Here is a 25,552-nt window from a genome sequence, read left to right on the forward strand (position 1 = left end):
GGGGGAGGAACGGACGTGGAGCGGATATCGCGTGCGCAGGCGCGGATCATCGCGCTGGGGCAGCGGTGGGAGGGGCGGTTCGGCGGCATCGATCCGCGGGTGACGGACCTCGGGCTGACGGTGTTCTCGGCCCTGATCTCGGCCTGGGCGGTGTTCTTCGACAACCGGGGCTGGCCCTGGTGGGTCTACCTGCTGGCCGTCTCCACCGCGTTTCCGCTGCCCTGGCGGCGGAGGTTCCCGTGCAGCGTGTTCCTGCTCGGCGGGCTGCCGGCGCTGGCGCTGTCCTATGCCGCGCACTCGGCGCAGCCGCAGGTCTCGATCGCCGGGGTGGTCACGATGTACACCCTGGCCGATCGCGGCCGGGACTGGCAGCGCTGGCCGCTGCTGGTGATCACCGTGGTCGCCAACATCCTCGGCACCCACTCGCCGAACGGCATGCTGTTCAGCCTGATCATGTCGGTCGGCAGCTTCACCTTCGGCGCACTGGTGCACGACTGGCGCCGGCTCGCCCGGACGGAGGCCGAACGGGCCCACCAGCTGGGCCTGAGGGCCGCGAGTGAGGCGGCCCGCGCGGTGGCCGAGGAGCGCAGCCGGATCGCCCGTGAGATGCACGACATCCTGGCGCACGCGGTCTCGCTGATGGTCATTCAGGCGGAGGCCGGTCCGCTGGTGGTGCACAAGGACCCGGACCGGGCGATCCGGGCCTTCGACACCATCGCCGACTCCGGCCGCGACGCGATGGTGCAGCTGCGCCGGGTCCTCGGGGTCCTCAAGGAGGAGGGCGCGAGCCCCGAACTCGCCCCGCAGCCCGGGCTGGCCGAACTGCCGGCCGTGATCGGGCGGGTGCGGCAGGCGGGCATCCGGGTGGAGCTGGAGCTGGCCGAGCCCGCGCGCACGATGCCGGCGGACGTCGAGGCGGCGGCCTACCGGATCGTCCAGGAGGCACTGACCAATGTCGTCAAGCACTCCGGGGCGGACAGCGCGGCGGTCCGGATCGCCCGGGTCGGGCAGACGCTGGAGATCCTGGTCTCCGACAACGGCACCGGGACGAAGGACGCCGGGCGCACCGGGGGCGCCGAGGGCGGGAAGAACACGCCGGCCGGCGGCAGGGCGGCGGCCGGCTGGTCGGGCGGGCGCGGGCTGGTCGGTATCCGCGAGCGCGCGGCGGCCTGCGGAGGAAAGGCGAGCGCAGGGCCGGGGCCACAGGGCCGGGGCTTCCTGGTCACCGCGCAGCTGCCGCTGGACGCGGCCGTACTGTGAGCGGCGGCCGGCGTACGGTACGGCCGGTCGGGCGAGGGGAGCTGTGGTGAGCAGGGACGCGATACGAGTGGTGGTCGCCGACGACCAGGAGCTGGTGCGGGCCGGGTTCGGGATGATCCTGGACGCCCAGCCGGACATCGAGGTGGTCGCCGAGGCGGCGGACGGCGCGCAGGCCGTCGAGGCGGTCCGGGAGCACCGCCCGGACGTGCTGCTGCTGGACGTCCGGATGCCCGTCATGGACGGCCTGGAGGCCGCCCGCCGGGTCTGCGGCGAGTTCCCCGACACCAAGGTGATCATGCTGACCACCTTCGACATCGACGACTACGTCTACGACGCCCTCTACGCCGGGGCCAGCGGCTTCCTGCTCAAGGACGTCCGCCGGGACGACCTCGCGCACGGCGTCCGGATGGTGGCCTGTGGCGAGGCGCTGCTGGCGCCCTCGGTGACGCGCCGCCTGATCAGCGAGTTCGCCGCCCGCAGGCCCTCGGGGCCGGCCGCCGTGCTGCGCGCCCCCGCGAAGCTGCTCGACCGGCTGACCATCCGTGAGCAGGAGACCCTGCGGCTGCTCGCCCGGGGCCTGTCCAACGCCGAGATCGCGGCCGAGCTGGTGGTCAGCGAGCACACCGTGAAGACGCACGTCAGCAATGTGCTGAGCAAGCTTCAACTGCGGGACCGGGTGCACGCGGTGGTCTTCGCGTACGAGGCGGGAGCGGTGGTCGCGGGGGAGGCGTAGCCGGGCGGAAAACGGGTTGTCCGGCGAAGCGGCAGTGCGCGGTTCACCGAACAGGGCTCCGCGCCACGGGGGTTGCCGGTGCCGTGCGCGCTCCGGTGCGGCCGGCGGCCGCCCGTTCCGGGTCACTCCCGGTCCGATTACCATGGCCACCCGACCAGCAGGAGTGATCGTGGCTGCTCAGTTCGACCCCTGGTCCGCCGAGTTCGTGGCGCACCCGTACGCGGCGTACGCGGCGCTGCGCGAGCAGGCGCCGGTCAGCTACTACGAGCCGAGCGGCCAGTGGCTGGTCTCCCGGTACGAGGACGTCAGCGCCCTGCTCCGGGACCGCCGCCTCGGCCGCACCTACACCCACCGCTACACCCACGAGGAGTTCGGCCGACCGGCGCCCGACCCCGCGCACGAGCCGTTCCACACGCTGAACGGGCACGGACTGCTCGACCTGGAGGCCCCCGACCACACCCGGATCCGGCGGCTGGTCGCCAAGGCGTTCACCCCGCGGACGGTGGAGTCGCTGCGGCCCACCGTGACCCGGCTCGCGGACGAACTGGTCGGCGCACTGCTGGCGGACGGCGGCGGCGACCTGATCGCCGGGGTCGCCGAACCGCTGCCGGTCGCGGTGATCGCCGAGATGCTGGGCGTGCCCGAGGGCGACCGGGGCCTGCTGCGCCCCTGGTCCGCCGACATCACCGGGATGTTCGAGCTCAACCCCTCGGCGGAGGTGGCGGCGCGGGCCGTGCGGGCGAGCGTCGAGTTCTCCGGGTACCTGCGCGGGCTGATCGCCGAACGGCGGGCCGCGCCGGGCGATGACCTGATCAGCGCGCTGGTCCAGGTCGCCGACGGTTCGGACGCGCTGAGCGAGCAGGAGATGGTCTCGACCTGTGTCCTGCTGCTCAACGCCGGGCACGAGGCCACCGTCAACACCACCGGGAACGGCTGGTGGGCGCTCTTCCGCAACCCCGGCGAGCTCGCCCGGCTGCGCGGTGCGGTGGACGAGCTGCTGCCCACCGCCGTCGAGGAGCTGATGCGCTACGACACCCCGCTGCAGATGTTCGAACGCTGGGTGCTGGAGGACACCGAGATCGCGGGGGTGAGCGTCCCGCGCGGCGCCGAGGTCGCCCTGCTGTTCGGCTCCGCCAACCGCGACCCGGCCCGCTTCACCGACCCCGACCGCCTCGACCTGGGCCGCACCGACAACCCGCACATCACCTTCGGCGCGGGAATTCACTTCTGTCTCGGCGCCCCGCTTGCCAGACTGGAGCTCACCGAGTCCTTCGGCGCGCTGCTGCGCCGGGCACCCGGACTGCGGCTGGTCCGCGAGCCGCAGTGGCGGCCCGGGTACGTCATCCGGGGCCTGCGGGAACTGATCGTCGAGGTCTGAGGGGGCAGCTGATGGGCAGGGCGACCGGAGCACTGCTGGGCCTGGCGATCGGCGACGCCCTTGGCCACCGGACCGAGTTCGAGGAGATCGAGCACATCGCGGCCTGGTGCCCCGACTGGCGTGAACTCCCCCTGCCCGAGCCCGCGTTGGTCACCGACGACACCCAGATGACGCTGGCCCTGGCCCGGGGCCTGCGGACCGCGCTGGCCGCCGGCCCGCTCGAACCGTCGAGCCTGGAGCCGCCGGTCCGGGCGGAGTTCGTCGCCTGGTACCGCTCGGAGGAGAACAACCGTGCCCCGGGCCGGACCTGTCTCACGGCCTGCTGGCGCCTCGGCAAGCCCGCGCTGCGCTGGCAGCAGGCCAGCGAGGTCGGCTCCAAGGGCTGCGGCGCCAACATGCGGGTCGCCCCGGTCGGGCTGATCCCCGGCCTGAGCGACGAACAGCGCTCCGGCGCCGCGCAGCTGCAGTCCGCGCTCACCCACGGCCACCCCACCGCGCTGGCCGCGAGCGACCTCACCGCCCGTACCGTACGGCTGCTCGTCGAGGGCGCCGAGCCGCCGGAACTCCCCGGCCTGCTGCGGGAGTACGCGCTCGCGAACCGCACCCGCTACGACGAGCGGTGGCTGGGCGACCTCGCCGCGCACGCCCAGGACCCCGCGCCGGAGCACTTCACGGCGCGCGGCTGGGACGACTGCCTGTCCGTCCTGGACCGCCTCGACGCCGCCCTGGCCCGGCCGTCCCTCGACGGCGACCCGTGCGGGATCACGGGCGAGGGCTGGATCGCCGAGGAGGCCTTCGCCACCGGCCTGCTCTGCTTCCTGCTGCTGCCCGACGACCCGGTGGCCGCCGTCCGCCGGGCCGCCTACTCCTCCGGCGACTCGGACTCCATCGCCTGCCTCACCGGCGCCTTCGCCGGTGCCCGCCACGGCGAGGCGGCCTGGCCGTCCGACTGGACCGGGCGCATCGAGTACCGCGAGGAACTCCTCGCCCTCGGCGAACTCTGGGACCGGCCCTGACCCTCCGCCCCGGGGGCAGTCGGTCAAGCGGGTGATCACCAAGGGCTGAACCGGGCGGGCGCGCAGCGGCCGGTCGCGTGCGGTCCGTCGGGCGGAGCCCCGCCCCGCTGGTCCGCCCCGGGGCGTACCGCCGCTCAGGAGCGGATGGCGCCCGCGCGGCCGTGCAGCGAGGCCCGGTCGGCGGCGGCCCGGCCGGCCGCCCAGCCCTCGCCGTCGCTGACCCGCACCCGCTGGGCGGTCAGCTTCGGGAACATCCGGCCGACCGTGCCGTCCACCGCCTCCTCACGGGCGGCGAGCGCGGGCAGCAGCCGCTCGTCGGGGACCAGCTGCTCGGAGCTGCCGTCCTCGCGCAGATGCCGCCCGGCGGCGGCGTCACTGGTGGCCTGCTCGGTCGCGGCCGCCAGCCGCTCCCGGATCCGGGCGGCGTACGCCACCAGGAACGACTGCCGGAAGGACTTGGTCCGGGAGGCGCCGTCCAGGTGCTGGCGGCTGCCCGCGCGGTGCATCGCGGAGGTCGCCTGGACCAGCAGCGAGGTGTAGAGCAGCTCGACCGCGTCCAGGTCCGGGTCGAAGCCGACGATGGTGCAGAAGCCGAACTCCTTCGCCCACACCACCCGGCAGCGGTTCGCCGCGGCGACGGCGTCCAGCAGCATCGTCTTCGGGCCCTCGTAGGGGTTGTCCACTCCGATCCGCAGCGCCGCCGGGGCGTCCGCGGCCGGCCGGGCGGCCGCCAGCAGCGCCTCGTCGATGCTGTGCTGGGCCATCAGCTGCTGGGCCTTCGCGGTCAGCGCCTCGGCCTCCTCCGGGTACTCCGTGGACTCCGCCTTCGCCAGCAGCGCCCGGATCCGCGACAGCATCCTCGGCTCACCCTGCACCGGGCCGCTCGGCCGCTGCGGCGCGGCCCCGGGAACCGGTCCGACCGGTGCGATCGGCGGCAGGTGGCTCCAGGCCCGCAGCAGTTCCAGGGCGGTGGTGGCCAGGGCGAAGCGGTCCAGGCGGTGGCGGTGCGCGAAGCCCGGCAGGTAGCCCTCGTCCCCCTCCCACCACACCTCGGCGGACAGCTCGCGCAGCTGCTCCTGCCAGCGGCGGTCCAGGGTGGCGGCGGGGTGCCGGCGTCCCTCGGCGGCGATCAGGTCCACCGCCAGCGCCTGGTGCACCGGGCCGAGCCCGCGCCGGACCACCCGGGCCAGATCCGCCGGACGCCAGCCGCCGGCCCAGGCCCGTGCGACCGTACGCTCCGCGAAGGCCAGCACCGCCCGGCTCACCTCGGGCCACCGGTCGGCCGAGGCCGCCAGCAGCGAGGCCCCGGTGTCCAGCGCCAGGTCGAGCCCCTCCGCCGGTGCGCCGATCACCTGGTGCGCCGCCCGCTCCACCAGGCCGTCCATGCCGGGACCCCGTTCGCCCTTGTGCCTGCCCACGGTGTCCCTGCTTCCGCCTAGTCCGAACCTCCGGTCCATGATGCCGGACCTCCCCGGCCGGCCGACGACATCCGGCCCACCCGCCCGGGGAAGCGGCCTCAGCGTTCGACGGCCGTGCCGAGGATCTCCGGGAGGCGGCCGAGCAGGCGGGGAGTGGCGATCCGCAGGCCCACGGCGGCGAGGGCGGCGCCGTAGGCGGAGCCGATCGGCAGCATGATCCAGTCCGGGCCGTGCGAGTCCAGCAGCCAGGCGTGCAGGCCGCCGAGCGGCAGGTTCAGCAGGAGGACGCCGACGATCGAGCCGACGCCGTTGAGCAGGACCAGCCCGCCCTGCCCGGGTGCGGCGCTGCGCATCGGGTTGCTGTCCGCGGGCATGGCGTACGGCGCGAGGACGCTGAGGACCGCGCCGAGGCCGATGCCCGTGCCGAGGAGGGCGAAGGTGACGCCGAGGGCGGGGGCGAGGTCGGCCCAGTCGTTGTCGGCGGCGGCCAGCCCGATCCCGATGACGAGCGAGAGCGGGAGGGCGTACGAGAGCACGGCGCAGGCGCGCCCGAGCAGTTCGGCCCGGGCGTCGGCGCGGGTGCTCAGGGTGGCGGCGACCATCCAGAACGCGGAGCCGTCCATGCCGAAGAGGTTGACCATCTGCAGTCCGAGCATCACGCCGGCGATGCCCACCACGTAGACCGAGGCCCAGCCCTGCACCACGGACAGGACGCAGAACACCAGGGTCATCCCGATGCTGGTGAAGACGGCCGCCTTGGCCCGGGGTTCGCGCCAGGCGTACCGCAGGTGACGCTGCATCACCGCGCCGGTCCGGCCCCCGGGCAGCAGTCCGGCGCCGCGCGCGCGGCCGACGCTCCTGACGGCGATCTGGGTGGAGGCGTCGGCGGTCACCATCAGCTGCTGGAGGCTGCCGCGCCACCAGCGCAGCAGCAGGAGCAGCAGGCCGCCGGTGAGCGCGAGCTGCAGCACGGCGACGGCGTACGAGCCGTCGCCGGCCGAGCGGACGGCGTCGATCGAACTGATCGGCGGTACCCAGCGGAGCACCGCGGCGAACGGCCGCAGCGGCGTGAGGTCGAGCGTGCCGTGCTCGCCGGGACGGCCGAAGACGCTCTGCGAGGCGATGTTCCCGAGCTGGATCAGCAGCGCGAAGAGCAGCCCGCCGAGCACGGCGAAGTCCTTGCCGCGGCGGCTGGAGAGCAGCCGGGCGTTCCCGGCCGCGACCGCCCGGGACAGCGCCACGAAGGCCACCACCGTCAGCGGTACGCCCACCAGGGCCGCCGGGACCGACGCCGCGCCGCCGGCCGCGGCCACCGCCGCACCGGTCAGCAGGACCAGCGCGAGCACCGGTCCCGGGCCGATCAGCGAGGCCAGCAGGGTGCCGCGGAGCAGTGGCCCCGGGCGCAGCGGCAGCATGGTGAGCCGGGTCGGGTCGGAGCTCTCGTCGGTGCTGAACAGGAAGAGCGGCAGGGCGGCCCAGCCGACGGCGAGTCCGGTGGTGAGCATCACGGCGGCGTCGCCGGCCCCCTGGCGGCCGTGCAGCAGGGACAGGGCGAGCGCCATCACGACGGCGAAGCCGAGCCCGAGCACCGTGCCGAGGATGAACACGGCCTTGCGCTGGGGGCTGCGCCTGAGCCCGTTGGCGAGCAGCCGGAGTCTGAGCGAGACGATGGCCCGGACGACCACCCGGTCCTCGGGAACGGCGAGGCTCATCGCTCGGTCCCGTCCACCGAAGCTCCGTCCACCGAAGCTCCGTCGGCCGCAGCGCCGTTCGCCGGGGCGCCGTTGACCGCCGCGGCCCCGTCGGGCGCCGCCGCGCCGAGCCAGCCGAGCGCCTGGCCGTCGTCCTCGCGGACCCCGATCAGCTCCAGGAAGGCCGCGTGCAGCGAGCGTTCACCGCGCACCGTGTCCAGCGGGCCCTGGGCTATCACCTTGCCCGCGTCCAGCACGGCGACCCAGTCGCAGAGCTGCTCGACCAGCTCCATCACATGGCTGGAGAACACGACGGTCGAGCCGGCCGCCGCGTACCGCTTGAGGACGCCCCGGATGGTCTGGGCGGAGACCGGGTCGACGCCCTCGAAGGGCTCGTCCAGGAACAGCACGTCCGGGTTGTGCAGCAGGGCGGCGGCGAGGCCGATCTTCTTGCGCATACCGGTGGAGTAGTCGGCGACCAGCTTGTCGGCGGCGGCGAGCAGGTCGAGCACGGTGAGGAGTTCCTCGGCCCGGCGGTCGACCTCGGCGCCGGGCAGTCCGCGCAGCCGGCCGCTGTACTGGAGCAGTTCACGCCCGCTCAGCCGCTCGAACAGCCGCAGGCCCTCGGGCAGGATGCCGATCCGCGCCTTGACCGCGACCGGGTCGGTCCAGACGTCCGCGCCGTGGATCAGGACGGTGCCGCGGTCGGGGCGGAGCAGGCCGGTGACCATCGAGAGGGTGGTGGTCTTGCCCGCGCCGTTGGGGCCGACCAGCCCGATGAAGGACCCGGCCGGGAGTTCGAGGTCGAGGTCGGCCACCGCCGCCTGCCGGCCGAAGGTCTTCCACAGGCCGCGGATGCTCACGGCAGAGGCGGACGAGGGACCGGACGGCGCTGCCTGGGGTGTGGACGCCTGCATTGCGGGGGTCTCCTGCGGTGCACGGGTAGGTGTGTGCCGTCAGCCTCCCACTTCCGGGGTAACAGGCCCAGGGGGCCTGGGAATCGGGCGTTTCTGGGCTGAATGAGTGATATTTCGCCCCGCTCGTCAGCATTGGCCGCACGGATCGGCAACTAGTACGCGGCCTGGTTCGTCCTGCTCAGTGACGAAGCGGCGCGCACCCGGCGCGCCGGGTGTCGGGAGGTGGCCTGATGGCCGTGGAGCCGTGGGAGATGAAGCAGCCGTCCGACGGACCCTTCGCCGGTCACCGGCCGCCCGTCGGCCAGGCACCGGGGCACCTCCCGTCCTGGCAGCAGCCCCCGGCCGCCCAGCCCGCGGTCTCGGCGCAGTCCGGGATGCGCGCCGCGCACACCGACCGCGAGCGCACGGTGGACGTGCTGAAAGCGGCGTACGCGGAGGGGCGGCTGGACCCCGAGGAGTACGCGCAGCGCTTCGACGCGGCGAACCGGGCGAAGACGTACGGGGAGCTGAGCCGGCTGGTGGCCGACCTGCCGGCCGGGCCGTTCGTCGCGCCGTCGGCGGCCCCGGGGCCCGTGGTGCCGCCGACCTTCCTGCCCCCGCCGGCCTTCCTGGCCCCGCCGAGGCCGCGCACCAACCCGCTGGCGGTCACCTCGATGGTCCTCGGCCTGCTCACCATCCCGACCATGGGGGCGACCGGCGTCCCCGCCGTGGTGACCGGCCATGTCGCCAGGGCGCAGCTGCGCAGCCGGGACGAGCCGGGGGACGGGATGGCCACCGTCGGGCTGGTGCTGGGCTGGCTGTCGATCGCGGCCTGGGCGCTGCTGTTCCTCGCGATCCTGATCGCGGGGTCCAGCCCGAGCGCCGGCTGACCGGTCGGCGGTCTCCCGGTTCGCCGCTGTGGGCCATCTGTGGTAAGACGGCAGAGCCCGGCTACGCCGTCCGGGTGTCCGGCCCCGTTCAGGGCTGAGCTGCGGCGTTGCATTTGTTTTGACCGGCGCCGATGCGCTAGGTACGCTCTGACCTTGTGCCTGGGGTGTCCCCGGGTCCTTGTGCGTGCATGCACACCGGCCGCCGCGCCACACCGGAGCGTCGCAAAACGCTCTGTACGCGCGAGCGCCGTCGCTGCACATCAGCATCATGGGATTCCGCGATTCCTCCATCAAAGAGGCTCAACACACCCGACCGCGTGGGTCGGCCAGTTGGGGTCACCGCAGGTTAGTTTGACGCAGCCTTGGCACACAGAAAACGGAGAAACGGTGCCTACGATCCAGCAGCTGGTCCGAAAGGGCCGGCAGGACAAGGTCGAGAAGAACAAGACTCCCGCACTGAAGGGTTCCCCTCAGCGCCGCGGTGTCTGCACGCGTGTGTACACGACCACCCCGAAGAAGCCGAACTCGGCGCTTCGTAAGGTCGCCCGTGTGCGCCTCACCAGCGGGATCGAGGTCACCGCTTACATCCCGGGCGAGGGCCACAACCTGCAGGAGCACTCCATCGTGCTGGTGCGCGGTGGACGTGTGAAGGACCTTCCTGGTGTCCGCTACAAGATCATTCGCGGTTCCCTCGACACCCAGGGTGTCAAGAACCGCAAGCAGGCTCGCAGCCGCTACGGCGCCAAGAAGGAGAAGTAAGAATGCCTCGTAAGGGCCCCGCCCCGAAGCGCCCGGTCATCATCGACCCGGTTTACGGCTCCCCGCTGGTGACCTCGCTGGTCAACAAGATCCTGCTGCACGGCAAGCGCTCCACCGCCGAGCGGATCGTCTACGGCGCCCTCGAGGGTGTCCGTGAGAAGACCGGCGCCGACCCCGTGGTCGCCCTCAAGCGCGCGCTTGAGAACGTCAAGCCGACCCTTGAGGTCAAGTCCCGCCGCGTCGGTGGCGCCACCTACCAGGTGCCGGTCGAGGTCCGCCCGGGCCGCGCCAACACCCTGGCGCTGCGCTGGCTGGTCGGCTACTCGCGCGCTCGTCGCGAGAAGACCATGACCGAGCGTCTGCTGAACGAGATCCTGGACGCCAGCAACGGTCTGGGCGCCTCGGTCAAGCGTCGCGAGGACACCCACAAGATGGCCGAGTCCAACAAGGCCTTCGCGCACTACCGCTGGTAGTCCCTACCCCGTCACTAGACAGAGAGAGAACGAGCCACCATGGCTGCAACCTCCCTTGACCTCGCCAAGGTCCGCAACATCGGGATCATGGCGCACATCGACGCGGGCAAGACCACCACCACCGAGCGGATCCTGTTCTACACCGGTGTCTCGTACAAGATCGGTGAGGTCCACGATGGCGCTGCCACCATGGACTGGATGGAGCAGGAGCAGGAGCGCGGCATCACGATCACGTCGGCCGCGACGACCTGCCACTGGACGCTGGACGACAGCGACCACACCATCAACATCATCGACACCCCGGGTCACGTCGACTTCACCGTCGAGGTGGAGCGTTCGCTGCGCGTCCTCGACGGTGCCGTGACGGTGTTCGACGGTGTTGCCGGTGTCGAGCCCCAGTCCGAGACCGTGTGGCGGCAGGCTGACCGCTACGGCGTCCCGCGCATCTGCTTCATCAACAAGCTGGACCGCACGGGCGCGGACTTCTACTTCTGCGTCCAGACCATCGTGGACCGCCTCGGCGCCACCCCGCTGGTCATGCAGCTCCCGATCGGCGCGGAGTCCGACTTCGTCGGCGTCGTCGACCTGGTGAAGATGAAGGCGCTGGTCTGGTCGCCCGAGGCCACCAAGGGCGAGATGTACGACACCGTCGACATCCCGGCCGAGCTGGCCGAGAAGGCCGCCGAGTACCGCGAGGCCCTGATCGACACCGTGTCGAACATCAGCGACGAGGTGATGGAGCTCGCCCTCGAGGGCGAGGACATCCCCGAGGAGCTGCTGATCGCCGCGATCCGCCAGGGCACCCTGAACTCGGACTTCACCCCGATCTTCTGCGGCACCGCGTTCAAGAACAAGGGCGTTCAGCCCCTGCTCGACGCCGTCGTGAAGTACCTGCCGTCGCCGCTGGACATCGAGTCCATCAAGGGCCACAAGCCCGGCGACGAGTCGGTGGAGATCGCCCGCAAGGCCTCCGACGACGAGCCGCTGGCCGCCCTCGCGTTCAAGATCATGTCTGACCCGCACCTGGGCAAGCTGACCTTCGTCCGCGTGTACTCCGGCCGCCTGGAGTCCGGCACCTCGGTGCTGAACTCCGTCAAGGGCAAGAAGGAGCGCATCGGCAAGATCTACCGCATGCACGCGAACAAGCGTGAGGAGATCGAGTCGGTCGGCGCCGGCGACATCATCGCCGTCATGGGTCTGAAGCAGACCACCACCGGTGAGACGCTGTCGGACGAGAAGAACCCGGTCATCCTGGAGTCCATGGACTTCCCGGCCCCGGTTATCCGCGTCGCCATCGAGCCCAAGTCCAAGGGTGACCAGGAGAAGCTGGGTGTTGCCATCCAGCGTCTCGCCGAGGAGGACCCGTCCTTCCAGGTCAACACGGACGAGGAGACCGGCCAGACCATCATCGCGGGTATGGGCGAGCTGCACCTCGAGGTGCTGGTCGACCGTATGAAGCGTGAGTTCAAGGTCGAGGCCAACGTCGGCAAGCCGCAGGTCGCGTACCGCGAGACGATCCGCAAGGCCGTCGAGCGTATCGACTACACGCACAAGAAGCAGACCGGTGGCTCCGGCCAGTTCGCGAAGATCCAGATCGCGATCGAGCCGATCGAGTCCGGCGAGGGCTACGAGTTCGTCAACAAGGTCACCGGTGGCCGCGTGCCGAAGGAGTACATCCCTTCGGTCGACGCCGGTTGCCAGGAGGCCATGGAGTTCGGTGTGCTCGCCGGCTACCCGCTCCAGGGCGTCCGCGTGACCCTGCTCGACGGTGCCTCGCACGACGTCGACTCCTCCGAGCTGGCGTTCAAGATCGCCGGTTCGATGGCCTTCAAGGAAGGCGCCCGCAAGGCCGGTCCGGCCCTGCTGGAGCCGATGATGGCCGTCGAGGTCACCACGCCCGAGGACTACATGGGCGATGTGATCGGCGACATCAACTCTCGCCGTGGCCAGATCCGGTCCATGGACGAGCGTCACGGTGCCCGCGTCGTCACGGCGCTGGTCCCGCTCTCCGAGATGTTCGGCTACGTCGGTGACCTGCGCAGCAAGACCTCTGGTCGCGCAAGCTACTCGATGCAGTTCGACTCGTACGCCGAGGTTCCGCGGAACGTGGCGGACGACATCATCGCCAAGGCCAAGGGCGAGTAAGGACCGGCGCGAGCCGACTCCTTGCCCGCGGTCCGAGTACGTCCCGGCTTTCGGGACGAATCAGACCCCTTAGGCTATTAGGAGGCAAACCTGGGGGGATCCACCCAGATCCCCCCAGGACCTCCGGCCCCCAATCCGCGGGACGGCATGGAGTGCGACGAGCACTCCGTACCAAACCCGATCAAAGACCAACTGACGTCGTACGGCGTACAGAACTGTCCTCAGGAGGACTGCAGTGGCGAAGGCGAAGTTCGAGCGGACGAAGCCCCACGTCAACATCGGCACCATCGGTCACATCGACCACGGTAAGACCACGCTGACCGCGGCGATCACCAAGGTGCTGCACGACGCGTACCCGGAGATCAACCCCTTCACGCCGTTCGACCAGATCGACAAGGCGCCGGAGGAGCGTCAGCGCGGTATCACCATCTCGATCGCGCACGTCGAGTACCAGACCGAGGCGCGTCACTACGCCCACGTTGACTGCCCGGGTCACGCGGACTACATCAAGAACATGATCACCGGTGCGGCCCAGATGGACGGTGCGATCCTCGTCGTCGCCGCCACCGACGGCCCGATGCCGCAGACCAAGGAGCACGTCCTCCTGGCCCGCCAGGTCGGCGTTCCCTACATCGTTGTCGCCCTGAACAAGGCCGACATGGTGGACGACGAGGAGATCCTGGAGCTCGTCGAGCTCGAGGTCCGCGAGCTCCTCTCGGAGTACGAGTTCCCGGGCGACGACCTGCCGGTCGTCCGCGTCTCCGCGCTGAAGGCGCTGGAGGGCGACAAGGAGTGGGGCGAGAAGCTCCTCGGCCTCATGCACGCTGTCGACGAGGCCATCCCGACCCCGGCCCGCCTCACCGACCAGCCGTTCCTGATGCCGATCGAGGACGTCTTCACGATCACCGGTCGTGGCACCGTCGTCACCGGTCGTATCGAGCGTGGCATCCTCAAGGTCAACGAGACTGTCGACATCATCGGCATCAAGGAGACCAAGACCACCACCACGGTCACCGGTATCGAGATGTTCCGCAAGCTGCTCGACGAGGGCCAGGCCGGTGAGAACGTCGGTCTGCTGCTCCGTGGCATCAAGCGCGAGGACGTCGAGCGCGGCCAGGTCATCATCAAGCCGGGCACCGTCACCCCGCACACCGAGTTCGAGGCCCAGGCCTACATCCTGTCGAAGGACGAGGGTGGCCGCCACACCCCGTTCTTCAACAACTACCGCCCGCAGTTCTACTTCCGTACCACGGACGTGACCGGCGTTGTGACCCTCCCCGAGGGCACCGAGATGGTCATGCCGGGCGACAACACCGCCATGTCGGTCGTGCTGATCCAGCCGATCGCCATGGAGGAGGGCCTCAAGTTCGCCATCCGTGAGGGTGGCCGCACCGTCGGCGCCGGCCAGGTCACCAAGATCGTCAAGTAATTTGACGCTCTGACCTGAGCTCTGCACCGCAGGCTCGACGAGAGGGCCTCCCCGTCCATCAGGACGGGGAGGCCCTCTCGCGTTTTCCGTCACAGGCTCCCGGTGTAGGCCTTGCAGACCCGGTAGTCGGGAAGCAGTCCGCAGGCGAGGGCCTCGGCGAGGCCGGGTGCGGCCTCGTCCTTCGCGGAGAGCTGCGGAGCCTCGGCCGGCCATTCGATCGCCAGCCCGGGGTCGAGCGGATGGATGCCGTGCTCGCCGGCCGGGTTGAAGGTCTCCGAGCACAGGTACGAGAGCGTGGCGTCGTCGGTCAGCGCGCAGAAACCGTGGCCGATTCCCTCCGGAATGTAGACCGCGCGGCGGTCCGTGTCGTCCAGCCGGACTCCTTCCCAGCGGCCGAAGGTGGGGGAGCCCACCCGCAGGTCGACCAGGACGTCGAGGACCGCGCCGCGCACACAGGTCACGTACTTCGCCTGGCCCGGCGGCACGTCGGCGAAGTGGATGCCGCGCACCACGCCCCGGGCCGAGACCGAGAGGTTGGCCTGGGCGAGGCGCAGCGGGTGTCCGACCACCTCGGCGAGCCGGTCGAAGCGGTACCACTCGGTGAACAGGCCGCGCGGGTCGCCGTGCAGCTGCGGGGTGACCTCGAAGGCGTCCTCGATGGTCAACTCGCGGAATTTCACTGGGAGTTCTCCTCGTCCAACAGATCCAGCAGGTACTGGCCGTACCCGCTCTTGAGCAGTGGTTCGGCCAGCGTGCGGAGCTGGGCGTCGTCGATCAGTCCGGCGTGCCAGACCGTCTCCTCCAGGCAGCCGATCTTCAGGCCCTGGCGCTCCTCGATCACCTGGACGAAGTCGGAGGCCTGCATCAGCGAGGCGAAGGTGCCGGTGTCCAGCCAGGCGGTGCCCCGGTCGAGCCTGGTGACGTGCAGTTCGCCGGCCTTCAGATAGGCCTCGTTGACCGCGGTGATCTCCAGTTCGCCGCGTGGGCTGGGGTGCAGGCCGCGGGCGATCTCCACCACCCGGTTGTCGTAGAAGTACAGTCCGGGCACGGCATAGCGGGACTTGGGGAAGGCGGGTTTCTCCTCGATCGAGATCACCTGGCCCTCCTCGTCGAACTCGACCACGCCGTACGCCCGCGGATCGGCGACCTGGTAGGCGAAGACCAGGCCGCCGGTGAGCTCGGTGTGGTCGGCCAGCCGGGTGCCGAGCCCGCTGCCGTGGAAGATGTTGTCGCCCAGGATCAGCGCCACCGGCTCGTCGCCGATGAACTCCGCGCCCAGCACGAAGGCTTGGGCGATCCCCTCCGGGCGTTCCTGGACGGCGTACTCCAGCCGCAGTCCGAACTGGGAGCCGTCGCCGAGCAGGCGGCGGAACTGGGCCTGGTCCTCGGGGGTGGTGACGATCAGTATCTCGCGGATCCCCGCCATCACCAGCGTGGAGAGCGGGTAGTAGATCATCGGCTTGTCGAACACCGGCAGGAGCTGCTTCGAGACCGCGCGGGTGAGCGGCCACAGTCGTGAACCGGTGCCCCCCGCCAGGAGAATTCCTCGCATGTGAGGCAGGTTATGCGTCCTGGTGCGCGAAGTCGCGACATGATTTCGCCGATCTTCACCGAGAGGTACACTTCCCGCACTATGCGCATCCTCGTAACCGGCGGTGCCGGGTTCATCGGTTCGGAGTTCGTCCGGTCGCAGCTCGGCGCGGACGGCGGGGCCAGGATCACCGTCCTGGACAAGCTCACCTATTCGGGCGTGGAGGCCAACCTCGCCCCGGTGGCCCGGCATCCCGGGTACGCCTTCGTGCAGGGCGACATCTGCGACCCCGAGGTGGTCGACGATGTGATGCCGGGTCACGACGTGGTGGTGCACTTCGCCGCCGAGTCCCATGTGGACCGGTCGATCGCGGGGGCCGGCCCGTTCGTACGGACCAATGTGATGGGTACTCAAGTCCTGCTGGACGCCGCCCGGAAGCACGGCGTGGCGCGATTCGTCCACGTCTCCACCGACGAGGTCTACGGCTCGATCGCCGAGGGGTCCTGGACGGAGGAGTGGCCGCTGGCCCCCAACTCCCCGTACTCCGCGTCGAAGGCGGGGAGCGACCTGCTGGCGCTGGCCTACCACCGCACGCACGGCATGGACGTGGTGGTGACCCGCTGCTCCAACAACTACGGGCACTACCAGTTCCCGGAGAAGGTCATCCCGCTGTTCACCACCAACCTGATCGACGGGAAGAAGGTGCCGCTGTACGGCGACGGCGCCAACGTCCGTGACTGGCTGCACGTTTCGGACCACTGCCGGGGCATCGACCTGGTCCTGCGCGGTGGCCGGGCCGGGCAGGTCTACCACATCGGCGGCGGCACCGAGGTCACCAACAAGGAGCTGACCGGCCTGCTGCTGGAGGCGGCGGGCTGCGGCTGGGAGATGGTCGAGCGGGTGCCCGACCGCAAGGGGCACGACCTGCGCTACTCGCTGGACATCGGCCGGATCCGCACCGAACTCGGTTACGAGCCGCAGGTCTCCTTCGCCGACGGGCTGGCCGAGACCATCAACTGGTACCGGGAGAGCCGGGCCTGGTGGGAGCCGCTCAAGGCGGGCCGCAAGCCTGCGGCGGTGCAGGAGTGACCCGCTGGCTGGTCACGGGCGCGGGCGGGATGCTCGGGCGGGACCTGCTGGAGGTGCTGGCCGGGGACCAGGTCACCGCGCTCGACCGGGCCGCACTCGACATCACCGACGCGGGGGCCGTCCGGGCCGCCGTCGCCGGGCACGACGTGGTGGTCAACTGCGCCGCCTGGACGGACGTGGACGGCGCCGAGAGTGCCGAGGAGGCCGCAACCGCCGTGAACGGCACGGCGGTTGCCGAGCTGGCCGGGGCCTGCGCGCGGAGCGGTGCGCGGCTGTTGCAGGTCTCGACCGACTATGTGCTGCCCGGCGACTCGGAGCACCCGTACCCCGAGGACGCCGCCACCGGGCCGCTCAACGCGTACGGGCGCAGCAAGCTCGAAGGGGAGCGCGCGGTCGCCCGGCTGCTGCCCGGGGCCGGGTACATCGTCCGCACCGCCTGGCTGTACGGCGAGCACGGGCGCAACTTCGTCAGCACCATGCTCTCGCTGGCCGCCCGCCAGGAGAGCGTCCAGGTCGTCGACGACCAGTTCGGCCAGCCCACCTGGTCGTACGAGCTCGCGCTGCGGCTGGCCGAGTTGGGGCGCTCCGCGACCGCTCCGCCCGGGATCTACCACGGCACCGCGGCCGGTCGGGCCAGCTGGTACGAGCTGGCGCGGGCCGCGTACGAGCTGGCCGGCCTGGACCCGGAGCGGGTACGGCCGACGGACTCGACGGCCTTTCGCCGTCCGGCGGTTCGGCCGGGCTCCAGCGTGCTGGGCCACGCCCGGTGGGCCGAGGCCGGGCTGCCGCCGCTGCCGGAGTGGCGGGAGTCGCTGGCCAAGGCGCTGCGGCGGCCCGCCTTCCAGACGCCGAAGGCCGGCGGGTAGGGCGGCTCCTGGCGGGCCCGTTCAGGCGCCGTCGGCACCAGGCGCCGTCCGCACCCGGACGGGTTCACCCGTTTGCCGCGCTACCTCGAATCCGTTGCCGGCGTTCCCCTTCCAGGGACCGCTCTGGCCACGGAAGGCAGCAACGGCTGTGCAACTCTCGACCCTCACCTCGATCACCGGCATCGTGGTGCTGGCCTACATCCTGGAACTGCTCCGCAGGCAGCAGCTGCGCGAGAAGTACGCGGCCATCTGGCTCTGCATCGGCGTGGTGGTGGCCCCGCTGGGGTTCTTCCCCTCGCTGCTGGACTCCACCGCGCGCAGCGTCGGGGTGGCCTCCGGGGTGAGTCTGGTGCTGTTCGCCGGGTTCGTCCTGGTGCTGCTGGTCAGCCTCCATCTCAGCTGGGAGGCCAGCAGATTGGAGGCCAAGACCCGCACCCTGGCCGAGGACGTCGCGCTGATCCGCTCCCGGCTCGCCGAGCTCCCGGACGGCGCCGAGGGCGGAGAGGCCCGATGACCCCTGACGGCCGCCGTGTCCTGATCATCCTCCCGGCCTGGAACGAGGCCGACGGGCTCTCCGCCGTCCTCGGCGAGATCAAGCAGCAACTGCCGTACGTGGAAACCCTGGTGGTGGACGACGGGTCCGCGGACCGGACCGCCGAGGTCGCCGCGGCCGCGGGGTCGGCGGTGGCCCGGCTGCCGTTCAACCTCGGGGTGGGCGGTGCGATGCGGCTCGGCTACCGCTACGCCCGCGAGCACGGCTACGACGTGGCCGTCCAGGTGGACGCGGACGGCCAGCACGACCCGGCCTACGTCCCCGCCCTGCTGGCCCACCTCGGCGAGGCCGACCTGGTGATCGGCGCCCGGTTCGACGGCGAGGGCGAGTACCGGGCGCGCGGTCCCAGGCGCTGGGCGATGGCGCTGCTCTCGGTGATCCTCTCCAGGCTCACCCACACCCGCCTCACCGACACCACCTCCGGATTCCGCGCCTGCAACCGCCCGTTGATCGAGTTCTTCGCGCGCTGGTACCCCGTCGAGTACCTCGGCGACACCGTGGAGAGCCTGGTCGGCGCGGCCCGCTGCGGCTTCGCGGTCCGCCAGGTCCCGGTGGCGATGCGGGCCCGCACCACCGGGCGGCCGAGCGCCTCAACGGTCAAGGCGATGATCTATCTGGTCCGGGCCGGCCTGGTGCTGCTGCTCGCGGTGATCCGGCGGATGCCCGGCGAGCTCAAGGAGCTGGCTCCCGGCTCGCCCTCCTACGCCGCTTACCTGGAAGAGCAGTTGGCGCGCCGTCAGCTCGCCACGGAGGGGTGAGGGCGCCCGATGTCCCGCTTCGAGATCACTCTGCCCTACTACGGCGACGTCGCCCTGATGCAGGCCGCCGTCCGCAGCGTGCTCGCGCAGGACGGCACCGACTGGCGGCTCACCGTGGTGGACGACGGCCGCGAGCCCGGCGTCCCCGAGTGGTTCGAGCAGCTCGCCGACCCCCGGGTCCGGTACTACCGCAACGAGCGCAACCTCGGCGTCACCGGCAACTTCAACCGCTGCGTCGACCTCGCCGAGTACGAGTACCTGGTCCTGATGGGCAGCGACGACCTGATGCACCCCGACTACCTCTCGGTCGTCCGCCGGGCCGCCGGCCGGGAGCCCGGCGCCGCGATGATCCAGCCGGGCGTCCAGGTGATCGGCAGCGACGGACTCCCGTACGACACCCTCGCCGACCGCGCCAAACGCCGGCTGTACGCCCCCTCGGGGCCCGAGCGCGCCCTGCTCTGCGGCGAGCGGCTGGCCGTCAGCCTGCTGCGCGGCAACTGGCTGTACTTCCCGTCCGTCTGCTGGCGCACCGAGGCCGTCCGGCGGTTCGGCTTCCGGGCCGACCTCGGGGTGATCCAGGACCTGGCCCTGGTGATCGACCTGCTGGCGGCGGGGGAGAGCCTGGCCACCACCCCCGAGGTCTGCTTCGGCTACCGGCGGCACGCGGCCAGCGAGTCCTCGGCCACGGCGTACACCGGACACCGCTTCGAGGAGGCCAAGCGCTTCTTCCGGGAGACCGCCGACCGGCTCGCCGCCCTCGGCTGGCCGCGCGCCTCCCGGGTCTCCCGCCACCACCTCTCCTCCCGACTGCACGCCCTCGCCCTGCTGCCCGCCGCCGCCCGCCACGCCGGGGCGCCGGGAGTGACGGCGATGCTCCGGCACGCCCTCCGGTAGCCCGGCGCCGATGAACCCGACAGCCAGGCTGCGTACCGCACTCCCGCCCGGCACCCAGGCCGTGGCCGCCGGGACGGTGGTGCTCGGCGCGGCCTCCTACCTGCACCTCGCCGTCGCCGGGCACAGCCTCTCCACCCGGGACATGGCGGGCGTCTCGGTGCTCTGGACCATCGTGATGTCGGTCGGTATCGGCCTGTTCTTCCCGATCGAGCAGGAGCTCACCCGGATCGTCGCCGCCCGCGCGGTACGCGGCGAGGGCGCGGGCCCGGTGCTGCGCCGCGCCGCACTGCTCACCGGCGGCGTGCTGGCCGCGGTGCTCGGCCTGATGGCGGCCGCCGCCCGTCCGCTGGCCGGCCTGCTCTTCCACGGCGACCGGGCCCTGCTCGCCGCCCTCGGCACCGCCTTCGCCGCGATGGCCTGCTGCTACCTGACCAGGGGCGTCCTCGCCGGGCTCGGCCGCTTCGGCGCGTACGGGACCCAGCTCGGCCTCGACGGGGCCCTGAGGATCCTGCTCGCCCTCGGCTGCGCCGTCGCCGGGCCGCACTCCGCGCTCGCGTTCAGCCTGATCCTGACGGCGGCGCCGCTGCTCGCGCTGCTCGCCACCCTGCCGCTCACCGTGCGCGCCGCCCGTCCGGGACCGCCGCTCGGCTGGCCCGAACTCCTGGGCGGGCTCGGCCTGTTGGTCTGCTCGACGCTGCTCGCGCAGTGGATCGTCAGCGCCGCCGTGGTCAGCGTCCAGCTGCTCGAACCGGGGGCCGTCGACCTGATCACCGCGCTGCTCAGCGCCCTGGTGCTGGCCCGGGTGCCGATCTTCGTCTTCGGGGCGCTCCAGGCGTCGCTGCTCTCCGGCCTGGCCGCCGCCGCCGCACAGGGGCGGTACGCCGCCTTCACCGCCCTGCTGCGCAAGGCCGCACTGGCGGTCGGGCTGCTCTCGCTCGCCCTGGGTCTGCCCGCGGTCGTGCTCGGCCCCTGGCTGGTCCGGCTGCTGTTCGCCGCGCCACCCGTACTGACCAGGCCGGACTTCCTCTGGCTGGCCCTGGGCACGCTCTGCTACCTGCTGGCGATGGTGCTCGGCCAGGGGCTGATCGTGCTGCACCGGCACCGGGTCCAGCTCGCCTGCTGGGCGCTGGGCACCGCGGTCCTGCTCGCCGTGACCCTGCTGCCGGGCCCGCTCGGCACCCGGGTCTGCCTCGCCTACGCCGCCGGGACGACGAGCACGGTCGCCGGCATGGCGGCCGGGCTGCTGCGCCGCCCCGGGGCCGCCGTCCGGGCGGAGGGGGCCACCCGGACGCTCGACGCGGTTTGACAGTCCGTGCCACCTGGGTACTGTTCTGGACCCCGATTGGCGTTCCGGCCCATTCCTGTGGCAGTATGTCCAAGTTGCTCGGTTGAGTTGCCGATGCTGCGCGCCTCCCGCCGGGAGGACCGGAAGCGAGTCCCATGTACTCGTCGTTCCCGTGATGGCCGTTCATGTGTTCACGTGCTCTGTGTGAATGCAGTGGTGTGTAAGCGACACCGCGGCAGCTGCGGGGCGAAAGTACGGGAATCTTCCGGGAAGCGTGGGCGGGGCCTCGATCCGGCGCCTGGTGGGTGCAAGACCTCACCGATCGAGAGTGGAAATCCGAACAAGAGAGCATCTTGTCCGGTTTTTTGCAAGCGGAAGGGCGACACGCCCGACCGCGTGGGTCGGAGGGAGTAACCATCCGGGGGTGCCACCGGACCAGTCCACCCGGACGAATCCGGCCGTAGAGGCAACAGACGACACAAAGGACTACTGAGTAGCCATGGCGGGACAGAAGATCCGCATCCGGCTCAAGGCCTACGACCACGAGGTCATCGACTCCTCGGCGAAGAAGATCGTCGAGACGGTGATTCGTACTGGTGCGCAGGTCGCAGGCCCGGTGCCGCTGCCCACTGAGAAGAACGTGTACTGCGTCATCCGCTCGCCGCACAAGTACAAGGACTCGCGCGAGCACTTCGAGATGCGTACTCACAAGCGTCTGATCGACATCCTCGACCCCACGCCGAAGACGGTTGACTCGCTGATGCGTCTCGACCTGCCGGCCGGCGTCGACATCGAGATCAAGCTCTGAGAGGCGCACCGAAGATGGCTAAGCAGATTAAGGGCATCCTGGGCGAGAAGCTCGGCATGACCCAGGTCTGGGACGAGAACAACCGGGTCGTCCCGGTGACCGTCGTCAAGGCTGGGCCGAATGTCGTGACCCAGGTCCACACCGCCGACAGCGCCGCCGGCTACAGCGCCGTGCAGCTCGGCTTCGGCGAGATCGACCCCCGCAAGGTGAACAAGCCCCTCGCGGGTCACTTCGCCAAGGCCGGTGTCACCCCGCGCCGCCACCTGGTCGAGATCCGTACCACGGACGCCTCCGAGTACACCCTCGGCCAGGAGATCACCGCTGAGCTGTTCGAGGCGGGTGTCAAGGTCGACGTGACCGGCACCTCCAAGGGCAAGGGCTTCGCCGGTGTCATGAAGCGTCACAACTTCAAGGGCCTCGGCGCCGGTCACGGCACCCAGCGCAAGCACCGTTCGCCCGGTTCCATCGGTGGCTGTGCCACCCCGGGCCGCGTGTTCAAGGGCATGCGCATGGCTGGTCGGATGGGTCACGAGCGTGTGACCACCCAGAACCTGACCGTGCACGCGGTCGACGCGGAGAAGGGCCTGCTGCTCATCAAGGGCGCAATCCCGGGTCCGAACGGCGGCCTCGTCCTCGTCCGCACCGCGGCGAAGGGGCTGTGAGGAAATGAGCACCATTGACATCCTGTCGCCGGCTGGCGACAAGGCCGGCAGCGTCGAGCTGCCCGCCGAGATCTTCGACGCCAAGGTCAGCATCCCGCTGATGCACCAGGTCGTCGTGGCGCAGCTCGCTGCGGCCCGTCAGGGCACTCACAAGGTCAAGAACCGTGGCGAGGTCCGTGGTGGCGGCAAGAAGCCGTACCGCCAGAAGGGCACCGGCCGCGCCCGTCAGGGCTCGACCCGCGCGCCGCAGTTCGCCGGTGGTGGCGTTGTGCACGGTCCCGTGCCGCGTGACTACTCGCAGCGGACCCCGAAGAAGATGATCGCCGCCGCTCTGCGTGGCGCGCTCACCGACCGGGCCCGCCACGAGCGGATCCACGTGATCACCGCCGTGACCGCGACCGAGGCGCCGTCGACCAAGGCCGCCAAGGGCCTGTTCGGCAAGATCACCGAGCGCAAGAACGTCCTTCTGGTCGTTGAGCGCGAGGACGAGCTGGGCCTCAAGTCCGCTCGCAACCTGCCGAACGTCCACATCCTGGACGCCGGTCAGCTGAACACCTACGACGTGCTCGTCTCCGACGATGTGGTCTTCACCCAGGCCGCCTTCGAGCGTTTCGTGGCCGGTCCGGCCGCGTCCGCCAAGGCCGTTGCCGCTGAGGGCGAGCTCGAAGGGAGCGCCGCCTGATGAGCGACGTTACGAGCAAGACGTTCACGGACCCCCGTGACGTCCTGGTGAAGCCGGTCATCTCCGAGAAGAGCTACTCGCTCCTCGACGAGAACAAGTACACGTTCATCGTGTCGCCGGGCGCCAACAAGACCCAGATCAAGCAGGCCGTCGAGGCGGTCTTCTCGGTCAAGGTCGAGGCCGTCAACACGATCAACCGTCAGGGCAAGCGCAAGCGCTCCAAGACGGGCTTTGGCAAGCGCAAGGACACCAAGCGCGCCATCGTGACGCTGGCCGAGGGCAACCGCATCGACATCTTCGGTGGTCCGGTCTCCGCCTGACGGAGATCGTGATCGTCGATAAGGACGAGGACGAGAGAAGCCAATGGGCATCCGCAAGTACAAGCCGACTACGCCGGGCCGTCGTGGCTCCAGCGTGGCCGACTTCGTCGAAATCACGCGGTCCACGCCGGAGAAGTCGCTGGTTCGCCCGCTGCACAGCAAGGGCGGCCGTAACAACACCGGTCGTATCACCGCTCGCCACCAGGGTGGCGGCCACAAGCGCGCCTACCGCGTGATCGACTTCCGTCGTCACGACAAGGACGGCGTGCCGGCGAAGGTCGCTCACATCGAGTACGACCCGAACCGCACCGCGCGCATCGCGCTCCTGCACTACGCGGACGGCGAGAAGCGCTACATCATCGCCCCGCGCGGTGTTGCTCAGGGCGACCAGATCGAGAACGGTCCGGCCGCCGACATCAAGCCCGGCAACAACCTGCCGCTGCGCAACATCCCGGTCGGTACCACCATCCACGCGGTGGAGCTGCGTCCCGGTGGCGGTGCCAAGATGGCCCGCTCCGCCGGTTCCGGCATCCAGCTGCTCGCCCGTGAGGGTCGCATGGCGCACCTGCGCATGCCCTCCGGTGAGATCCGCCTGGTCGACGCGCGCTGCCGCGCCACCGTCGGCGAGGTCGGCAACGCCGAGCAGTCGAACATCAACTGGGGCAAGGCCGGCCGTATGCGCTGGAAGGGCGTCCGCCCGACCGTGCGTGGTGTCGCCATGAACCCGATCGACCACCCGCACGGTGGTGGTGAGGGTAAGACCTCCGGTGGTCGCCACCCGGTCTCGCCGTGGGGTAAGCCCGAGGGCCGTACCCGTCGCCCGAACAAGGCGTCGGACAAGCTCATCGTGCGCCGCCGCAAGACCAACAAGAAGCGCTAGGAGCAGGTCAGATGCCGCGCAGTCTTAAGAAGGGCCCCTTCATCGACGGCCACCTCATCAAGAAGGTGGACGCTCAGAACGAGGCGGGTACCCAGAACGTCATCAAGACCTGGTCCCGTCGTTCCGTGATCTCGCCGAGCATGCTCGGTCACACGATCGCGGTTCACGATGGCCGCAAGCACGTCCCGGTGTTCGTCACCGAGTCGATGGTCGGCCACAAGCTCGGCGAGTTCGCTCCGACCCGTACCTTCCGTGGCCACGTCAAGGAAGACCGCAAGTCGAAGCGTCGCTAAGCGCCTGAGCTTCAAGCGCCAGAACGACTCAATGACTTACTCCATTAAGGGGACAACCATGGAAGCCAGGGCCCAGGCGCGGTACATCCGCGTCACGCCCATGAAGGCCCGCCGCGTGGTGGACCTCATTCGTGGCCTCAACGCCACGGAGGCCCAGGCCGTCCTGCGTTTCGCTCCGCAGGCAGCCACCGTGCCGGTCGGCAAGGTGCTCGACAGCGCCATTGCCAACGCCGCGCACAACTACAACCACTCCAACGTGGACGACCTCGTGATCAGCGAGGCGTACGTTGACGAGGGCCCGACCCTGAAGCGGTTCCGTCCGCGTGCCCAGGGCCGTGCCTACCGGATCCGCAAGCGGACCAGCCACATCACCGTGGTCGTCAGCAGCAAGGAAGGGACCCGGTAATGGGCCAGAAGGTTAACCCGCACGGGTTCCGCCTCGGCATCAGCACGGACTTCAAGTCCCGCTGGTACGCCGACAAGCTGTACAAGGACTACGTCAAGGAAGACGTTGCCATTCGTCGCATGATGACGAAGGGCATGGAGCGGGCCGGCATCTCGAAGGTTGAGATCGAGCGCACCCGCGACCGCGTCCGCGTTGACATCCACACCGCTCGCCCCGGCATCGTCATCGGCCGCCGTGGCACCGAGGCCGACCGCATCCGCGGCGACCTCGAGAAGCTGACCGGCAAGCAGGTCCAGCTGAACATCCTCGAGGTCAAGAACCCCGAGCTGGACGCCCAGCTCGTGGCTCAGGGCGTCGCGGAGCAGCTGTCCTCCCGCGTGTCGTTCCGCCGTGCCATGCGCAAGTCGATGCAGGGCACCATGAAGTCCGGCGCCAAG

At 70.7% G+C, this 25,552-nt stretch carries 28 protein-coding genes; 23 read left to right on the plus strand and 5 right to left on the minus strand.

From position 1 onward, the window contains the following. The first annotated feature begins 15 nt into the window (after positions 1–15). From UK12_RS43415 to UK12_RS20815, 4 genes are all read left to right on the plus strand, one after another. A complete protein-coding gene (locus UK12_RS43415; RefSeq protein WP_052682036.1) occupies positions 16–1,260 on the plus strand; it encodes a sensor histidine kinase in 1,245 nt (414 codons plus the stop codon). 46 nt (positions 1,261–1,306) lie between these two features. Continuing rightward, positions 1,307–1,993, plus strand: a complete 687-nt coding sequence (locus tag UK12_RS43420) for a response regulator (protein WP_269432037.1) — start codon at positions 1,307–1,309, stop codon at positions 1,991–1,993. A gap of 169 nt (positions 1,994–2,162) precedes the next feature. Then, positions 2,163–3,371, plus strand: coding sequence for a cytochrome P450 (locus tag UK12_RS20810; protein WP_156178839.1), 1,209 nt, complete (start codon positions 2,163–2,165; stop codon positions 3,369–3,371). An 11-nt stretch (positions 3,372–3,382) separates the two neighbouring features. Beyond that, positions 3,383–4,387, plus strand: a complete 1,005-nt coding sequence (locus UK12_RS20815; RefSeq protein WP_045304577.1) for an ADP-ribosylglycohydrolase family protein — start codon at positions 3,383–3,385, stop codon at positions 4,385–4,387. A gap of 134 nt (positions 4,388–4,521) precedes the next feature. Here the strand turns inward: UK12_RS20815 and UK12_RS43425 are convergent, their stop codons facing one another. The 3 genes from UK12_RS43425 to UK12_RS20830 form a co-directional block, all read right to left on the minus strand. Continuing rightward, positions 4,522–5,805: a DUF2786 domain-containing protein gene (locus tag UK12_RS43425; RefSeq protein WP_231591310.1), complete on the minus strand. Its 1,284-nt coding sequence runs from the start codon at positions 5,803–5,805 to the stop codon at positions 4,522–4,524. Positions 5,806–5,903: 98 nt separating this feature from the next. Further along, positions 5,904–7,517: a hypothetical protein gene (locus UK12_RS20825; protein WP_045304578.1), complete on the minus strand. Its 1,614-nt coding sequence runs from the start codon at positions 7,515–7,517 to the stop codon at positions 5,904–5,906. Then, entirely contained in the window at positions 7,514–8,359 is an 846-nt protein-coding gene (locus UK12_RS20830; RefSeq protein WP_331386661.1) for an ABC transporter ATP-binding protein, read from the minus strand. Before UK12_RS20830 ends, UK12_RS20825 begins: the two co-directional genes overlap by 4 nt. 284 nt (positions 8,360–8,643) lie before the next feature. Here UK12_RS20830 and UK12_RS20835 point away from each other — a divergent pair, with 284 nt between their 5' ends. The 5 genes from UK12_RS20835 (at position 8,644) to tuf (ending at position 14,088) form a co-directional block, all read left to right on the plus strand. Next, positions 8,644–9,282, plus strand: coding sequence for a DUF1707 and DUF4190 domain-containing protein (locus UK12_RS20835; RefSeq protein WP_197085039.1), 639 nt, complete (start codon positions 8,644–8,646; stop codon positions 9,280–9,282). Between the two features lie 387 nt (positions 9,283–9,669). Further along, positions 9,670–10,041 carry a 30S ribosomal protein S12 gene (gene rpsL, locus UK12_RS20840; RefSeq protein ID WP_014144289.1) on the plus strand — a complete coding sequence of 124 codons (372 nt, stop codon included), beginning with the start codon at positions 9,670–9,672 and terminating at the stop codon, positions 10,039–10,041. A 2-nt stretch (positions 10,042–10,043) separates the two neighbouring features. Continuing rightward, positions 10,044–10,514: a 30S ribosomal protein S7 gene (gene rpsG / locus UK12_RS20845; protein WP_030457432.1), complete on the plus strand. Its 471-nt coding sequence runs from the start codon at positions 10,044–10,046 to the stop codon at positions 10,512–10,514. A gap of 39 nt (positions 10,515–10,553) precedes the next feature. After that, the gene (gene fusA / locus UK12_RS20850) at positions 10,554–12,659 is read left to right on the plus strand and encodes an elongation factor G (protein WP_045304579.1); all 2,106 of its coding nucleotides are present in this window, start codon (positions 10,554–10,556) and stop codon (positions 12,657–12,659) included. Positions 12,660–12,894: 235 nt separating this feature from the next. Continuing rightward, positions 12,895–14,088 carry an elongation factor Tu gene (tuf, locus tag UK12_RS20855; RefSeq protein ID WP_045304580.1) on the plus strand — a complete coding sequence of 398 codons (1,194 nt, stop codon included), beginning with the start codon at positions 12,895–12,897 and terminating at the stop codon, positions 14,086–14,088. 89 nt (positions 14,089–14,177) lie between these two features. Here tuf and rfbC read toward each other — a convergent pair whose 3' ends face one another. After that, complete coding sequence (gene rfbC, locus UK12_RS20860) at positions 14,178–14,768, minus strand: dTDP-4-dehydrorhamnose 3,5-epimerase (protein WP_045304581.1); 591 nt, start codon at positions 14,766–14,768, stop codon at positions 14,178–14,180. Then, a complete protein-coding gene (gene rfbA / locus UK12_RS20865; protein ID WP_045304582.1) occupies positions 14,765–15,640 on the minus strand; it encodes a glucose-1-phosphate thymidylyltransferase RfbA in 876 nt (291 codons plus the stop codon). The genes rfbC and rfbA overlap by 4 nt, the downstream gene beginning before the upstream one ends. An 81-nt stretch (positions 15,641–15,721) precedes the next feature. On the opposite strand from rfbA, the gene rfbB reads away from it, so the two are divergent. The 14 genes from rfbB to rpsC all read left to right on the plus strand — a co-directional run. After that, positions 15,722–16,708 carry a dTDP-glucose 4,6-dehydratase gene (gene rfbB / locus UK12_RS20870; protein WP_045304583.1) on the plus strand — a complete coding sequence of 329 codons (987 nt, stop codon included), beginning with the start codon at positions 15,722–15,724 and terminating at the stop codon, positions 16,706–16,708. Beyond that, positions 16,705–17,574, plus strand: coding sequence for a dTDP-4-dehydrorhamnose reductase (gene rfbD, locus UK12_RS20875; RefSeq protein WP_045304584.1), 870 nt, complete (start codon positions 16,705–16,707; stop codon positions 17,572–17,574). Before rfbB ends, rfbD begins: the two co-directional genes overlap by 4 nt. Positions 17,575–17,722: 148 nt before the next feature. Beyond that, on the plus strand, positions 17,723–18,088 hold the full coding sequence (locus UK12_RS20880) for a DUF2304 domain-containing protein (protein WP_045304585.1): 366 nt from the start codon (positions 17,723–17,725) through the stop codon (positions 18,086–18,088). After that, complete coding sequence (locus UK12_RS20885) at positions 18,085–18,885, plus strand: glycosyltransferase family 2 protein (protein ID WP_045304586.1); 801 nt, start codon at positions 18,085–18,087, stop codon at positions 18,883–18,885. The genes UK12_RS20880 and UK12_RS20885 overlap by 4 nt, the downstream gene beginning before the upstream one ends. A 9-nt stretch (positions 18,886–18,894) precedes the next feature. Then, a complete protein-coding gene (locus UK12_RS20890) occupies positions 18,895–19,779 on the plus strand; it encodes a glycosyltransferase family 2 protein (protein WP_045304587.1) in 885 nt (294 codons plus the stop codon). Positions 19,780–19,789: 10 nt separating this feature from the next. Further along, a complete protein-coding gene (locus UK12_RS20895; protein WP_045304588.1) occupies positions 19,790–21,085 on the plus strand; it encodes a hypothetical protein in 1,296 nt (431 codons plus the stop codon). Between the two features lie 478 nt (positions 21,086–21,563). Continuing rightward, positions 21,564–21,872, plus strand: coding sequence for a 30S ribosomal protein S10 (gene rpsJ, locus UK12_RS20900; protein ID WP_012785157.1), 309 nt, complete (start codon positions 21,564–21,566; stop codon positions 21,870–21,872). Positions 21,873–21,886: 14 nt separating this feature from the next. Beyond that, the gene (gene rplC, locus UK12_RS20905; protein ID WP_045304589.1) at positions 21,887–22,534 is read left to right on the plus strand and encodes a 50S ribosomal protein L3; all 648 of its coding nucleotides are present in this window, start codon (positions 21,887–21,889) and stop codon (positions 22,532–22,534) included. 4 nt (positions 22,535–22,538) lie between these two features. After that, a complete protein-coding gene (gene rplD, locus UK12_RS20910; protein ID WP_045304590.1) occupies positions 22,539–23,216 on the plus strand; it encodes a 50S ribosomal protein L4 in 678 nt (225 codons plus the stop codon). After that, the gene (rplW, locus tag UK12_RS20915) at positions 23,216–23,536 is read left to right on the plus strand and encodes a 50S ribosomal protein L23 (RefSeq protein ID WP_045304591.1); all 321 of its coding nucleotides are present in this window, start codon (positions 23,216–23,218) and stop codon (positions 23,534–23,536) included. Before rplD ends, rplW begins: the two co-directional genes overlap by 1 nt. A 43-nt stretch (positions 23,537–23,579) precedes the next feature. Then, positions 23,580–24,416 (plus strand): 50S ribosomal protein L2, encoded by an 837-nt coding sequence (rplB, locus tag UK12_RS20920; RefSeq protein WP_045304592.1) that lies wholly within the window; start codon positions 23,580–23,582, stop codon positions 24,414–24,416. Between the two features lie 11 nt (positions 24,417–24,427). After that, positions 24,428–24,709, plus strand: a complete 282-nt coding sequence (gene rpsS, locus UK12_RS20925) for a 30S ribosomal protein S19 (RefSeq protein WP_030280772.1) — start codon at positions 24,428–24,430, stop codon at positions 24,707–24,709. 58 nt (positions 24,710–24,767) lie between these two features. Then, entirely contained in the window at positions 24,768–25,115 is a 348-nt protein-coding gene (rplV, locus tag UK12_RS20930) for a 50S ribosomal protein L22 (protein ID WP_045304593.1), read from the plus strand. Continuing rightward, positions 25,115–25,552, plus strand: a 438-nt coding sequence (gene rpsC, locus UK12_RS20935) for a 30S ribosomal protein S3 (protein WP_045304594.1), incomplete at its 3' end; no start/stop codon positions are given. The genes rplV and rpsC, both read left to right, overlap by 1 nt.

The sequence above is a fragment of the Saccharothrix sp. ST-888 genome, assembly GCF_000955975.1.
GTDB lineage: Bacteria > Actinomycetota > Actinomycetes > Streptomycetales > Streptomycetaceae > Kitasatospora.